16 protein-coding genes and 1 other RNA gene are annotated in these 13,130 nt (G+C 33.1%); 13 read left to right on the forward strand and 4 right to left on the reverse strand.

Going from position 1 to position 13,130, the window contains the following annotated elements; translation table 11 throughout:
* Positions 1–243: 243 nt before the first annotated feature.
* Positions 244–918, reverse strand: coding sequence for a tRNA (5-methylaminomethyl-2-thiouridine)(34)-methyltransferase MnmC2 (mnmC2, locus tag B5X64_RS19790; RefSeq protein WP_079466906.1), 675 nt, complete (start codon positions 916–918; stop codon positions 244–246).
* Between the two features lie 84 nt (positions 919–1,002).
* Between mnmC2 and B5X64_RS19795 the strand changes: the two genes are divergently transcribed.
* From B5X64_RS19795 to B5X64_RS19810, 4 genes are all read left to right on the forward strand, one after another.
* Positions 1,003–2,073 carry a branched-chain amino acid aminotransferase gene (locus B5X64_RS19795; RefSeq protein ID WP_079466866.1) on the forward strand — a complete coding sequence of 357 codons (1,071 nt, stop codon included), beginning with the start codon at positions 1,003–1,005 and terminating at the stop codon, positions 2,071–2,073.
* Between the two features lie 210 nt (positions 2,074–2,283).
* Positions 2,284–2,793, forward strand: a complete 510-nt coding sequence (locus tag B5X64_RS19800; protein ID WP_079466907.1) for an FKBP-type peptidyl-prolyl cis-trans isomerase — start codon at positions 2,284–2,286, stop codon at positions 2,791–2,793.
* A gap of 79 nt (positions 2,794–2,872) precedes the next feature.
* Positions 2,873–3,877 (forward strand): peptidylprolyl isomerase, encoded by a 1,005-nt coding sequence (locus B5X64_RS19805; RefSeq protein WP_111944963.1) that lies wholly within the window; start codon positions 2,873–2,875, stop codon positions 3,875–3,877.
* Positions 3,878–3,951: 74 nt separating this feature from the next.
* Positions 3,952–4,527 (forward strand): hypothetical protein, encoded by a 576-nt coding sequence (locus B5X64_RS19810; RefSeq protein ID WP_079466868.1) that lies wholly within the window; start codon positions 3,952–3,954, stop codon positions 4,525–4,527.
* Positions 4,528–4,559: 32 nt separating this feature from the next.
* On the opposite strand, the gene B5X64_RS19815 is transcribed toward B5X64_RS19810, so the two are convergent.
* Entirely contained in the window at positions 4,560–4,844 is a 285-nt protein-coding gene (locus B5X64_RS19815; RefSeq protein ID WP_079466869.1) for a type II toxin-antitoxin system RelE/ParE family toxin, read from the reverse strand.
* Positions 4,826–5,068, reverse strand: coding sequence for a hypothetical protein (locus tag B5X64_RS19820; protein ID WP_079466870.1), 243 nt, complete (start codon positions 5,066–5,068; stop codon positions 4,826–4,828). Before B5X64_RS19820 ends, B5X64_RS19815 begins: the two co-directional genes overlap by 19 nt.
* A 325-nt stretch (positions 5,069–5,393) precedes the next feature.
* On the opposite strand from B5X64_RS19820, the gene B5X64_RS19825 reads away from it, so the two are divergent.
* The 7 genes from B5X64_RS19825 (at position 5,394) to B5X64_RS19855 (ending at position 11,242) form a co-directional block, all read left to right on the forward strand.
* Positions 5,394–6,230 (forward strand): 1,4-dihydroxy-2-naphthoyl-CoA synthase, encoded by an 837-nt coding sequence (locus B5X64_RS19825; RefSeq protein WP_079466871.1) that lies wholly within the window; start codon positions 5,394–5,396, stop codon positions 6,228–6,230.
* Between the two features lie 19 nt (positions 6,231–6,249).
* Positions 6,250–6,912 (forward strand): DUF2461 domain-containing protein, encoded by a 663-nt coding sequence (locus B5X64_RS19830; RefSeq protein ID WP_079466872.1) that lies wholly within the window; start codon positions 6,250–6,252, stop codon positions 6,910–6,912.
* Positions 6,913–6,960: 48 nt separating this feature from the next.
* Positions 6,961–7,506: a PH domain-containing protein gene (locus tag B5X64_RS19835; protein WP_079466873.1), complete on the forward strand. Its 546-nt coding sequence runs from the start codon at positions 6,961–6,963 to the stop codon at positions 7,504–7,506.
* Positions 7,490–8,992, forward strand: a complete 1,503-nt coding sequence (locus B5X64_RS19840; protein WP_164463411.1) for a PH domain-containing protein — start codon at positions 7,490–7,492, stop codon at positions 8,990–8,992. Before B5X64_RS19835 ends, B5X64_RS19840 begins: the two co-directional genes overlap by 17 nt.
* Positions 8,993–9,050: 58 nt before the next feature.
* Positions 9,051–9,980, forward strand: a complete 930-nt coding sequence (gene menA / locus B5X64_RS19845) for a 1,4-dihydroxy-2-naphthoate octaprenyltransferase (protein WP_079466875.1) — start codon at positions 9,051–9,053, stop codon at positions 9,978–9,980.
* Positions 9,981–9,991: 11 nt separating this feature from the next.
* Positions 9,992–10,438 (forward strand): SRPBCC family protein, encoded by a 447-nt coding sequence (locus tag B5X64_RS19850; protein WP_079466876.1) that lies wholly within the window; start codon positions 9,992–9,994, stop codon positions 10,436–10,438.
* Positions 10,439–10,555: 117 nt separating this feature from the next.
* Complete coding sequence (locus B5X64_RS19855; protein ID WP_079466877.1) at positions 10,556–11,242, forward strand: metal-dependent hydrolase; 687 nt, start codon at positions 10,556–10,558, stop codon at positions 11,240–11,242.
* Positions 11,243–11,310: 68 nt separating this feature from the next.
* Here B5X64_RS19855 and ffs read toward each other — a convergent pair.
* An RNA gene (gene ffs / locus B5X64_RS19860) (signal recognition particle sRNA small type) lies at positions 11,311–11,407 on the reverse strand.
* Between the two features lie 132 nt (positions 11,408–11,539).
* Between ffs and B5X64_RS19865 the strand changes: the two genes are divergently transcribed.
* Together B5X64_RS19865 and B5X64_RS19870 are read left to right on the forward strand one after the other, a co-directional pair.
* A complete protein-coding gene (locus B5X64_RS19865) occupies positions 11,540–12,136 on the forward strand; it encodes a DUF4199 domain-containing protein (RefSeq protein ID WP_079466878.1) in 597 nt (198 codons plus the stop codon).
* A gap of 16 nt (positions 12,137–12,152) precedes the next feature.
* Positions 12,153–13,103, forward strand: coding sequence for a glycosyltransferase family 2 protein (locus tag B5X64_RS19870; protein WP_066677620.1), 951 nt, complete (start codon positions 12,153–12,155; stop codon positions 13,101–13,103).
* The last annotated feature ends 27 nt before the right edge of the window (positions 13,104–13,130 follow it).

Here is a 13,130-nt window from a genome sequence, read left to right on the forward strand (position 1 = left end):
GATAATTATAAAGCTATTATTAATAATCAAAGTTCTCAAAAGAATAAAAAATCAAAGATTTTTAAAGATTTTTGTGTGCTTTTTTCTTTGTACTCATCAACTTTAGATAAAAGTATCTAAATCTTTTGCCTCTTTTGTGGTTAAATAAAAATTTTAAACAAGTTTAAAATTAAAGACTTTCTATATTCAATAACTTATCATTCATCATTCATCATTCATCATTCATCATTCATCATTTATAAATTATAGCTTTATCGCATTAATCATTTCTCTTTTTCCGGGAGGACCTTGTTTTTTTTCAACTTTAAAATTAAGGTCTTGCAAAACCCTTCTTACACTTCCTTTAGAAGAATAGGTTGTTAATAGTCCGTTTACGTTCATTTTGTCGGAAACCATTTCAAATAAAGGCATTTCCCAAAGATCTGGCTGTACTCTTGCTCCGAAACAATCGTAATAGACAAGGTTAATTTTCGGTAAATCAATATTTTTAAGGTCAAAAAAATCACATTGAATCTTATGTAAATGAAAACCTGGAATGATTTCTATGGATTTTTCCCATTCAGATTGATGAATTTTTTGATAAATATTTTTTAATTCAATGTTATCAAAAAGCTCAAAGTAGGCTAAGTTTTCAATTTCAGACTCGTTTATTGGATATTTTTCAAGGGTAAAATAGTTGATGACATGATTTTTGTCAGTTTTTAAATATTCATTAATTGTTACCAAAACATTCAAACCTGTTCCAAAACCGAGTTCTAAAATGTTAATTTCGTAATCATTTATTAAATTTAATCCATTTTTAATAAATACATGTTCGGCTTCTTGAAGAGCCCCATGGTGAGAATGATAGTTTTCATTTAATTCACTGATAAACAGTGTTTTACTTCCGTCGTTGGTGGTCTTTATTTCTCTTTCCAAAGTAATTTTTTTCAAATTTAATCTAAAATTTTTATATTTGGAAAATTATGTTAAATTTGTAGAACATCATAAAAATTTTAAGAAATGATAATTCAAAAAACAGAAAACTCTAGAATTTCTACTTTCGATCCCAATAATTTTTCTTTTGGAGGTACTTTCAGTGATCACATGATCATTTGTGAGTACGAAGATGGAAAATGGGGCGAGGTAAAATTGGTTCCTTACGGGCCTTTATTGTTTACACCTGCGATGATGGGAGTGAATTATGGACAGGCTTGCTTTGAAGGTATGAAAGCTTACAAAGATAAAGACGGACAAGTTTTCCTTTTCAGGCCAGAAAAGAATTTTGAGCGTATCAATAAATCTGCAAATCGTTTGGCAATGCCTTCGGTTACGGAGGAAATCTTTTTAGAAGGCTTGAAAGCTTTGATTGATATCGACAGAGAATGGGTTCCTCAAGGAGAAGGTAATTCTTTATATATTAGACCATTAATTTTTGCTACTGAAGAAGCTTTAAAAGCGAGAGTGTCTAATAAATATATGTTTGCAATCGTGGCAACACCTGCAAAAATGTATTACACTGAGCCTGTATCTGTGAAAATTTCTGATCACTATTCTAGAGCAGCAAGTGGTGGTGTAGGTTCTGCTAAAGCGGCAGGTAACTATGCAGCTTCTTTCTACCCAACTCAATTGGCAATGGAAGAAGGTTATGACCAGATTATCTGGACTGACGATGCTACTCACGAATATTTCGAAGAAAGTGGAACAATGAATGTTTTCGTAAGAATTAACGATACTATCTTTACACCTCCAACTTCAGAGAAAATCTTAGATGGTGTTACGAGAGATAGCTTCATTCAATTGGCGAAGAAAAGAGGATTTGATGTGAAAGTAGAGCCTATTAAAGTAAAAGATGTTGTAGAAGCTCAGAAAAACGGAACTTTGAAAGAAGTTTGGGGAGTAGGGACAGCGGTTGTTACTACAGTTTTCCAAGCTTTAGGATACAATGGTGATAAGCTAGAATTGCCAAGACTTTCAGACGAAGAAAGTTTTGCAGTAATCCTTAAAAATGACTTAGTAAATCTACAAAATAATCTTTCTGAAGATCCTTTCGGATGGAGAGTTTTAGTTGACCATGCATTAGAAACTGTTTAATTTTAAAATTAAATATCAATACAAAGTCAGGAATTTTTTCCTGACTTTTTTTGTTGAAAATTATAATGTGAAATAATAATTGGTTCTAATGTTAAATTAAAACTATCGTTAATGATCTTAGTCTTCTAATGAAATTTCAGTAGTTTCTAAATATAAATTCACCAAGTTTTGTAATTGATTCCCGAAATGCTTATTTTCGCAAAAGTTTTTATGAAAAAAATACTTTTTATATCTATTTTAAGCTTATTGAGCTGTAAAAGAAATAACCCGGTGCACCCACCGGTTGGCGGTGTTTTGAGCCAAAATGATTTGGATGTTTCCAAAAACCGAATGAAAAACCTCAATACAGTTGAAAGGCAGCAAATTCAGGATTGGATTACAAGTCAAAACATTAAATTCTTTCCCACGCAGCTAAATTATTGGACGACTGTCGAAGGTTTTGATAAGCGAGAAAGAAGACCTGATGAATCTACCATTTCGTATTCGTACGATCTTTATGATTTTGATCAGACTAAAATTTATGATAAATCCATAAGCAGAAATGACGCAAGATTCGGACATTTTGATGAGCTTAAAGCAGTTGAAAATGCACTTCGATACATGCAGAATGGCGAAGAAGTAACGCTTCTCGTTCCATCATCATTAGCTTACGGAACCTACGGTGACGAAAATAAAATTGATAACGATATTCCTTTAATTATAAAATTAAAAGTACTGTAAAATGAAATTCTTAAACAAAAATATAATCTTAGCAGCGGCAAGCGTTTCGCTTTTAAGCTGTACTCCAATTTATAAAAAGATGAACGTAGACAAAGAAACTTACGAAGGGCTTAAAGACGGACTTTACGCTAATATTCAAACTACAAAAGGTAACCTTATTGTAAAATTTGAAGACAAAAAATCACCGGTAACTGTGGCTAACTTTGTTGGTCTTGCAGAAGGTAAAATCGACAACAAATCGAAAGCAAAAGGAGTTCCTTTTTACGATGGAACAATCTTCCACAGAGTGATCAAAGATTTCATGATTCAGGGAGGTGATCCTCAAGGGACAGGAATGGGAGATCCTGGATACAAATTTGAAGACGAGAAAAACGACCTTAAACATACAGGAAAAGGTATTCTTTCTATGGCGAATTCAGGACCAAATACCAACGGTTCTCAATTCTTCATCACTGAAATTGCTACACCTTGGTTAGATGGGAAGCACACTATTTTTGGTGAAGTTGTAAAAGGAGACGATGTAATCGATGCAATTGCTAATGTAGAAAAAGGAGCTCAGGATAAACCAAAAACTGATATCGTTCTTGAAAAAGTAAGCATTTTCAGCAAAGGAGATGAGTACAAAGGGTATGATGCTGCAAAAACTTTTACAGAAGGAAAAGGTAAAATTGCTGCCAACAACAAAGCAATGGCTGAAAAAGCTGAGGCTGATGCAAAGAAAGCTTTGGAAGATTTAAAAGCTGGAATGCAGGTTACAGAATCTGGTCTTTACTATAAAATTACTAAAAAAACTGAAGGAAAAGCTGCTAAAGCTGGAGATAACGTTCAGGTGCATTATGCAGGTAAACTGACTAATGGAACTGAATTTGATTCTTCATTCAAAAGAAATGAGCCTCTTGAATTCCCTGTAGGAACTGGTAGAGTAATTAAAGGATGGGATGAAGGAATTTTATTATTAAAAGAAGGTGAAACGGCTACTTTATTGATTCCACCAGCAATGGGTTACGGAGAAAGAGGTGCAGGAGGAGTTATTCCACCAAATGCATGGTTGATCTTCGATGTAGAATTGGTAAAAGTTCCTTAATCGGAAATTTTTAAATATATTTGAAAGCCGTCTCGAAAGAGGCGGCTTTTATAATGCTTAAATAAAATCATTTCATGAAAACTAAATTAATTACAGCGCTGTTCATCCTTATTTCTCTGTTTTCTTTCGCACAAACAAAGGTAAATACAGACGATCAGGCAATCAGAAAATCGATGGTTTATTTTGCCAATACGATTAAATATAAAAAACTAGACCAGACTGTTGATGCTATTTATCCAAAATTCTTCACGATTGTCAATAAGGAACAGTTTACACAAATGCTGAACATGACCTACAATAATCCTTTTGTGAAAATTGATGTTTTGGATATGAAATTTATTTCGGTAGGAAAACCTGAGTTAGTTGAAGGCGAAAATTTTTCAATTACAAGCTATTATTTAAAACTGAAAGCCGATGTAAGCTCGATGAATGAAGAAATGAAAAAGGCTATTTCAGAAATGCTTACCAAAAAATATGGTCAAGGAACCGTGGAGTATTTGGCTAAAGAAGGCGCTTATATCATTAATGCACCCATGAAAATGGTTGCTGTTTCAAAAGATAAGAAAAACTGGAAAGTGGTTTTTGCTGATAAAGAATATAAAAAACAACTGACGAAAGTTCTTCCCAAGAAGATTTTGGATAAGTTGTAAAAATGTAAAAGCCGATTCGTGAGAGTCGGCTTTTATTTTGTGTCACGCCTGCCATCCCAAACAGATTGTACAATAATTTCTTTCTCGTTGAACTCATAAAAAATCAAATAGTTTCTAACAATGATAACTTTTGTCTTTTCATCACTTGTTTTTCTACCAATATTTGAATAAATGCAGATTTGCTTTAAAGATTCAACAAAAAGCAAATTCAATTTCTTACTGAATCTTGCTGATTTGTTTTTATAAATCCAATATTCTAAAATTTCTTTACGTTCAATATTGGCTTTTTTAGTCCAGACTATTTTTCTTTGAGCCATTGATCAATTTCATTATTAGCATCCTCTTCAGTTAATGTTTGAGCATTTTTATATTCATTACGAGCTTCTTCAATTCTGTCTTTTTGGGATTGATTTAGTTCATACACTTTTTCATCCAGTTCAAAATCTAGTAGTTCTTTAATTTCTTTGATAATTCTGGTATCATTCAATATTGATATTCTGTTAATTAAATCAAGTTTCATTTGTAGTTCGGAGGTACTCATTTTAAGAATCTTTATTCAAATTTACATATTAGAATTTAAATTACTCAGACTTCTGAATATAAAAAATGAAAGCTGTTGAGATTCTTCATTCCGCTTCACTTCATTCTGAATGACAGAAAAATACTTATTCTCGCTTTGTCATTCCGCAGGAATCTAATCAGAAAATAAACTTACTTACATTTTTACGAAATAAAAAAACTTTATGGCTAAAAAATAATTCCTTTAATTTAGAATCCTATTACCAATTACTCATTACCCATATTTCAAGATCAGTATCATAAAAATCTCTCCCTAATTCCGTATATTTGGGGAAAATTTTTACAAAATGATCGAGTGGAAAACCGTAAAGGAATACGAAGATATTACTTATAAAAAAAGCAACGGGGTGGCAAGAATTGCCTTCAACAGACCTGAAATCCGTAATGCTTTCAGACCAAAAACAACTTCAGAATTGTATGATGCTTTTTATGATGCATCAGAAGATCCGTCAATTGGGGTTGTTTTGCTTTCAGGAGAGGGACCAAGTTCTAAAGACGGAGTTTGGGCGTTCTGCAGCGGAGGCGACCAAAAAGCAAGAGGTCAGCAAGGTTATGTAGGCGAAGACGGAAGACACCGTTTGAATATTCTGGAAGTTCAAAGACTGATCCGTTTTATGCCAAAAGCGGTAATTGCAGTTGTTCCGGGTTGGGCAGTTGGTGGTGGTCACTCGCTTCATGTAGTTTGTGATTTAACTTTAGCAAGTAAAGAACACGCAATTTTCAAACAAACTGATGCTGATGTAACGAGCTTTGACGGTGGTTACGGTTCTGCTTATTTAGCTAAAATGGTTGGACAGAAAAAAGCACGTGAGATCTTCTTTTTAGGAAGAAATTATAATGCGCAGGAAGCTTTTGATATGGGAATGGTGAATGCTGTAATTCCTCACGACGAGCTTGAAGATACTGCTTACGAATGGGCGCAGGAAATTTTGGCTAAATCTCCAATGTCAATTAGAATGTTGAAGTTTGCAATGAACTTAACCGACGATGGAATGGTTGGTCAGCAAGTTTTTGCTGGTGAAGCAACTCGTTTGGCGTACATGACTGAAGAAGCAAAAGAAGGTAGAAATGCTTTCCTTGAAAAGAGAAAACCAGACTTTGGGAAAGACCAGTGGATATCGTAAATAGTAATATCTTGTCGCATTGAAAAAAGGATTTGAATTTCTAAAACAGTTAGAGAAAAACAATAATCGTGTGTGGTTTTCTGAGCATAAAGCAGAATATGATTTGATTGTAAAGGATAATAAGATTTTTTTTAATCAGATTTATTCCGAGCTTCAAGAGTATGACAGTTTAAGCAAAATTCATATTTTCAGAATCCATAAAGATGTACGTTTTTCCAAAGATAAGACACCTTATAAAAACAATTTTGGTGCAGGATTATCTCGTAAGAAACCAATGCTTAGAGGTGGTTACTATATCCATTTAGAACCAAATAATAGTTTTGTCGGAGGTGGTTTTTGGAGTCCAAATTCCGCCGATTTGCTTAGAATCCGAAAGGAGTTTGAGACGAATGATACAGAAATTAGCAAGATTATATCGGATGAAACTTTTGTAAAATACTTTGGCGAAATACAAGGTGAAGAGGGGGCAAAAATTGCTCCCAAAGGTTTTGATAAAAATCATCCAGCTATTGATCTAATCAAAAAAAAACAATATGTTGTGATGAGAAAATTCTCTGATAAAGAGGTTTTCTCTGACAACTTTCAAAAAGAAGTCATTGCTACTTTTCTATCAATGCGTTTTTTTTTCGACTATATGAGTGAGGTTCTTACAACAGATTTAAATGGAGAATCTTTAATTTAAATAGAAAATGACTTGTAGAACTAGACCGAGTTTCAAGATCTAAACTTAATGGAGCAAAATTTTCAAAACCCACAGATTTTAGATTTCGAAATTCCTGATTTCGATGATTTAAAATTGACAGAGGTCTCACCAAAATACCTCAAGATTATTTTATTTAATTTGGGTTTATTCTCTGTTTTTCTAATCGGAGCAGTTGCTGTGGCTTTTTATTTTTTTTATTTCAATTTGAGTCTTATCCAAGTTTGGACGATTGTTATCGGAATTTTTCTGATGATTGTTTTTCTTTTTCTGAATACTCTGATTGGTTTTAAATTCAGAAAATACGCAGTTCGTGAAAAAGATTTGGTGTACCAATATGGTTGGTTGAAACGAAGCGTGATTATTGTTCCGTTCAACCGAATTCAGCACATCAAAGTAGAGCAGGGTTGGTTTTCTAAAATATTGGGCTTAAAATCAGTTTCGGTTTTTACGGCTGGAGTAAGTGGTGGAGATATTACTGTAAATGGGCTTCCTGAAGATATTGCTGAAGGAATTAATCATCACATCAGAGGAACAATTTCGAAAGAAAAAACAGAAGATGGAGGAGGAGTTTAATTCTTTTTTTCAGCCTCAAAGACAGTCGAAAACGGGTATTGTATTGCTTTTTCTCTACAATATCGGCATGGTGATTAAAAACTTATGGGTTTTTGTCATCCTTTTTTTTGTCAGAAAAGATAAGATAGAATCTTGGATTATTGTTCTTGCGATTATTGCCGGGCTCTTAATTCTTATCGTTTCTGCGGTTTTACAATACTATCATTTTAAATATTATATTGATGAAGAAAACGAAGAATTTGTCATTCATGAAGGAATCATCAATACATCGGTAACTAAAATTAAAAAGGAAAATATTCAGGAAGTTAATATTTCACAGCCTTTTGTTCATCGGTTTTTTAATATCTACAAACTCGAAATCGATACTCCTGGAAGCTCTGAAAAAGAAGTCAAAATTTCAGCATTGACGAAACAGAACGCAGTTGACCTTAAGAAATATCTTTTAACAGAAACAAAACTCGAAAATACTTTAATAGGGGATATTGAAATTACCGAAAATCAAGAAGTTGAAAAGCTTCGTTCAATCAAGATTTCAACGCTCAGTATTTTAAAATACGGAATTACTGCGAACTATATTCAAAGCTTTTTTGCACTGGTCAGTTTACTGATTTATGGATTTTCTGAGCTGACTAATTTGCTTAAAAAAGTTGAATTTGATACGCAATTAGATTACGATACTCTAGAATCACAGTTTTTGGCATTTTCCATTCCTGTTATTCTTGGAATTGTTGTGGTTGTCATTATTGTAGGAATTCTGATTAATACGGTTCGTACATTGATTAAATTTTTCAACTTTAAAATCAGCGAAAATAACCAGAGTTTTTCTTTTGAGTACGGATTGTTCAATACCCGAAATTCAATTGTCAACAAATCAAAAGTTCAGGTGATTACTGAAACACAGAACTGGATTCAGAAGAAAATGAACATTTCTTTTGTGAAATTTCTTCAGATTGGAAAAAATGAGGAAGATGAAAAAAAAGTTGCAGCCGTTCCCGGAATTAATAATACTGAAAAAGCAAAACTGATTTCAACAATTTGGAATGAAAATCCTGTTTTTGAAAATGAGTTAAAACCAAATTTCAGATTAATTATCGTCCATACTTTTCAATGGATTGTTATGCCTTTGCTTCTCGTTTTCTTTATTGAAAAAGAGTTATTCGTAAATTATTGGTTTTTAGTGATTGTTTACATTGTTTTAGCCGAATTATTTATTCTGATTTCTTTCAGAAATTTAAAATTGTTTTACAGCGAAAGATTTATAAGATTAAAATCAGGAATTTGGGACGTCGATAACCGAACTTTTGAGGTGGAAAAGCTTCAAACTGTGAAAATTTCTCAGTATTTTTGGCAAAGAAAAACAAACTTAGGAAGTATTACTTTTTATACCTCTGCAGGACGCTTTAAAATGGTTGCTTTAAACTTTACGAAGCTTAAAAAACTGCTGAATTACTGCATTTATAAAATAGAAATACAAAATAATAAATGATAATTGATTAACGATAAAAGATATATCATTGATCAATTATCTCTTATCAATTATAATTATGACCGATTGGATAAAAGCCGCAAGGCTGAGAACGTTACCGCTTTCGTTAAGCGGAATTATCATGGGTTCTTTCATTGCAAAATGGAGACTTAATGAAGATGGAGGGATTTGGGATTGGAAAATCTTTGCATTAGCACTTTTGGTAACTTTGCTGTATCAGGTTTTATCAAACTATGCGAATGATTACGGAGACGGTGTAAAAGGAACTGATGCCAAAAGAATTGGTGAAGCAGAAGCTAGAGCAGTTGCATCGGGAAGAATTACTGCACAACAGATGAAAAATGCAGTGATTTTGTTCTCTATTTTATCTTTCGTAGCGACAATTGCCCTTTTATATTTGGCTTTTATTCCTGAGTTTATGAATGAATTTTATATTTTCATCGGATTGGGAGTCGCAAGTATTTTGGCAGCAATCGGGTATACGGTAGGTAAAAAACCTTACGGATATATGGGATTGGGCGATGTTTTCGTTTTTATATTCTTTGGTTTGGTTTCGGTTTGCGGAAGTTATTTTCTGTTTACAAAAACTTTTTCTTGGGATATTCTTTTACCGGGAACAGCAATCGGAATGATGAGTATGGCAGTTTTGAATCTGAACAATATGCGTGACATTGAAAGCGACAGATTATCAGGGAAAAACAGCCTTGCTTTGAGAATAGGTTTTAGAAATGCAATGATTTATGAAATGATTTTATTGCAGCTTCCTTTGATTTTGATTCTTATATTTTTAGGAGTGAATAACTTCATTCAATTACAGAAATATTACGTGTTTATGGTAATGATTTTAGTGTTTCCGGTTGCGAAACTGAGAAGAAGCATCATGGCAGTAAAAGAGCCAAAAGAACTCGATCCGTTTTTAAAACAGGTAGGAATTCTTACTTTAATGATGGCTGTTTTAACGGCTGTAGGTCTTAATTATTTTAGCTAAAATTTTCTGTTATGGAATCTAAAATATTTGTTCAGGCTCAGATGTTAATCAGAAAAACAATTCAAGAGGTTTTTGACGCATTTATCGACCCTGAAATTACTACCAATTTTTGGTTTACAAAATCAACTGGCAAGCTGGAAGAAGGTAAAACAATTACGTGGGAATGGGAAATGTACGGTGCAAAATCTGAAGTAAAAGTTCTCCAGATTATTCCAAATCAATTGATAAAAACAGAGTGGGGATTGTTTTCCAACAATGTAGATTACGAGTTTAAGGAAATGGAAAAAGGAACTTTAGTTATTATTAAAAGCTACGGATATTCTGAGACAGGAGAAGATCTTTTATCTGTAATCAATGACAATACAGGAGGTTTTACAACGGTTTTAGATGGTTGTAAAGCATACTTAGAACATGGAGTTAATTTGAGATTGATAGAGGATAAATTTCCTTCGAAATAATTTGAACAAACACAAATAACACTGATTTTTTTCACGAATAACACTATTAAAATTAGTGGAAACTTGTGAAAATATTTGAGCCATTTGTGTTTAAATATTTAACAAAAATAAATTAAAATGAAAATACAATACTTAGGACAAAACTGTTTTTTGTTCACGTACAAAGACAAAAAAATTCTTTGTGATCCTTTTTACAACTATAAAAAAGCTGAATCTGGATTTGATATTTCAGCTCAGAAAATCGATTGTATTTTAATCACTCACGCTCACGGAGATCATATCGCAGATGTAGGAGAAGTTTTGCAGCATTATCCTGAAGCCACTATTATCGGTCAGCCGGAAATCTGTGCTTACTTTAAAAATGCAAAAAATAAAGATGATGTGAATTTAGGAGGATCTGCAAAAATTGATGATCTTAAAATTTCTATGGTTCCGGCTCATCATACAAGTTCATTTCCTGATGGAAGCTACGGTGGTGTGCCTGTAGGATATATTTTCAGACTTCCTGAAGGTAAAAACGTGTATTTGGCTGGCGATACAGGAGTAATGGCAGATATGCAGTTGTTTCCGGCATTGTACGGGGATTTAGATCTTTCAATTCTTCCAATTGGCGGTCATTATACGATGTGTGCAAGAAAAGCAGCTTTTGCAGCGTCAGAATTATTGAAAACTCCAAAAGTAATCGGATGTCATTTTGATACTTTCCCAGCAATTGAAATTAATCATGATAGTGCAACGAAGCATTTTGCTGATAAGAATGTTGAATTGGTTTTACCTAAACTCGGAGAAAGCTTCGAGATATAGCAAAAAAAAATTAAGAGATTAAGTAATTTAAATAAAATCATCTTAATCTCTTAATTTATAAAATAAAAAAATGGCAAGCTACCTAAATCACACCGCTCAACCAATTACCTTTGCTGCGTTCCCACCCTGGAGGATTCTCAGGAGCTGGTTGTTTAGGACTTGCCGTTGCAAAGATAGGAACTTATTTTAAAATTAAAAATATTATTACAGAAAAAATCTTTAAAAATCCCTTTATTAAGGCTAAAACGCTGAAATTTAGAGCGATATTTTTTAAGAAATTTTCTAAAAATTAGAATTATGACGAAAAGTCCACTTACCCTAGGAATTTTATTGTATGCCGTTACAATGGCAATCTTTTTTGTAGTCTACACATTTTTTTCAGGTATTGAATATTTTGATACTACACTGAAAGTCAATGCTTTTGTTTTGCCAATTGTCTATGTTTTATTTGCTTTTTGGTCTGTAAAATCTCATTGGAATAACCATCAAATGGATTTTAAAGAAGCTTTTAAAAGAGCGTTTGTGCCAATGTTTGTAGGTGGAATTTTATCTATCGTAAGTATCTTTTCTTTCTTAAATTTCATCGATACGGATGCGAAAAAACTATTAAATTACCAATATGTACACCGCCAAAAATCTGAATTAGATAAAGAATATCAGTCAGCAAAAAAGATTCTGAAGCATCAAAAAGACATTGATGAGCTGGAGCAAAAATATCAGGAAGGTCTTCAAAGGTTTGATCCTGCGACGATAAAAGATAAAGATATGCTTACGGCGAGTCATTTTTCAGGATATTTTGCAGCAATTCTTATATTTTACGTAATTTTGTCTGTCTTTTTTGGAGCGTTTTTCAGAAAAAAAACAAACCATCAGGAAGTAATTAATCAAGAATAATTTTTATTAAAATTAAATGAATTTATCTATAGTAATTCCGTTACTCAACGAAGAGGAGTCTCTCGAAGAGTTGTTTACAAGAATCGACAACGTTTGCAAAACCAGTAACTTATCTTATGAAGTTTGGTTTATCGATGACGGAAGTACAGATTTGTCGTGGAGCATTATTGAGAATTTAAAAGTGCAGCATCCACAAATCCACGGAATAAAATTTTCCAGAAATTACGGAAAATCTCAGGCTTTACATGCTGCTTTTGAAAGAGCACACGGTGATGTTGTTATCACTATGGATGCCGATTTACAAGATTTCCCGGAAGAAATTCCTGAGCTTTACAGAATGGTGATTGAAGACAATTATGACATTGTTTCGGGTTGGAAGAAGAAACGTTTTGATAATGTAATGACCAAAAATATTCCTTCAAAACTCTTCAACGCTGCGGCAAGAAAAGTTTCAGGAGTTTATTTGCACGACTTCAACTGTGGTCTGAAAGCTTATAAAAAACAGGTTGTAAAATCTATCGATGTTTATGGAGATATGCACCGTTATATTCCCGTTTTAGCTGCTAATGCAGGTTTCAGAAGAATTACAGAAAAAGAAGTTCCGCATCAGGCAAGACCTTATGGAACCTCAAAATTTGGAACTGAAAGATTCGTGCGAGGATTTTTAGATTTGGTAACCCTTTGGTTTGTAAGTCGTTTTGGCGGTAGACCAATGCACTTTTTCGGAGCAGTAGGAACCATTATGTTTATTGTAGGTTTTCTTTCAGCTTTTTGGTTGGGAATTTCGAAACTGATTGATGTAGCAAGAGGAATTTACGGACATTTAATTACCAATAATCCTTGGTTTTTTATTGCATTAACCATGATGTTGATGGGAACTTTGCTTTTCATTGCAGGATTCTTGGGAGAAATGATCATCAGAACCAACAGAGAACATAAGAATTATAATATTGACGAAGTGATATAAGCTGTATGAAATTTTATCTATTAATTC

This window comes from Chryseobacterium balustinum (assembly GCF_900168205.1).
Lineage (GTDB): Bacteria > Bacteroidota > Bacteroidia > Flavobacteriales > Weeksellaceae > Chryseobacterium > Chryseobacterium balustinum.

What these genes read in the sequence shown, in the direction of transcription:
- B5X64_RS19795 (WP_079466866.1), top strand. Translation starts at nt 1,003, where the DNA reads ATGATAATTCAAAAAACAGAAAACTCTAGAATTTCTACTTTCGATCCC.
- B5X64_RS19870 (WP_066677620.1), top strand. Translation starts at nt 12,153, where the DNA reads ATGAATTTATCTATAGTAATTCCGTTACTCAACGAAGAGGAGTCTCTC.
- menA (WP_079466875.1), top strand. Translation starts at nt 9,051, where the DNA reads ATGACCGATTGGATAAAAGCCGCAAGGCTGAGAACGTTACCGCTTTCG.
- B5X64_RS19840 (WP_164463411.1), top strand. Translation starts at nt 7,490, where the DNA reads ATGGAGGAGGAGTTTAATTCTTTTTTTCAGCCTCAAAGACAGTCGAAA.
- B5X64_RS19815 (WP_079466869.1), bottom strand. Translation starts at nt 4,844, where the DNA reads ATGGCTCAAAGAAAAATAGTCTGGACTAAAAAAGCCAATATTGAACGT.
- B5X64_RS19810 (WP_079466868.1), top strand. Translation starts at nt 3,952, where the DNA reads ATGAAAACTAAATTAATTACAGCGCTGTTCATCCTTATTTCTCTGTTT.
- B5X64_RS19820 (WP_079466870.1), bottom strand. Translation starts at nt 5,068, where the DNA reads ATGAGTACCTCCGAACTACAAATGAAACTTGATTTAATTAACAGAATA.
- B5X64_RS19825 (WP_079466871.1), top strand. Translation starts at nt 5,394, where the DNA reads ATGATCGAGTGGAAAACCGTAAAGGAATACGAAGATATTACTTATAAA.
- B5X64_RS19850 (WP_079466876.1), top strand. Translation starts at nt 9,992, where the DNA reads ATGGAATCTAAAATATTTGTTCAGGCTCAGATGTTAATCAGAAAAACA.
- B5X64_RS19865 (WP_079466878.1), top strand. Translation starts at nt 11,540, where the DNA reads ATGACGAAAAGTCCACTTACCCTAGGAATTTTATTGTATGCCGTTACA.
- B5X64_RS19835 (WP_079466873.1), top strand. Translation starts at nt 6,961, where the DNA reads ATGGAGCAAAATTTTCAAAACCCACAGATTTTAGATTTCGAAATTCCT.
- B5X64_RS19805 (WP_111944963.1), top strand. Translation starts at nt 2,873, where the DNA reads ATGAACGTAGACAAAGAAACTTACGAAGGGCTTAAAGACGGACTTTAC.
- B5X64_RS19800 (WP_079466907.1), top strand. Translation starts at nt 2,284, where the DNA reads ATGAAAAAAATACTTTTTATATCTATTTTAAGCTTATTGAGCTGTAAA.
- B5X64_RS19855 (WP_079466877.1), top strand. Translation starts at nt 10,556, where the DNA reads ATGAAAATACAATACTTAGGACAAAACTGTTTTTTGTTCACGTACAAA.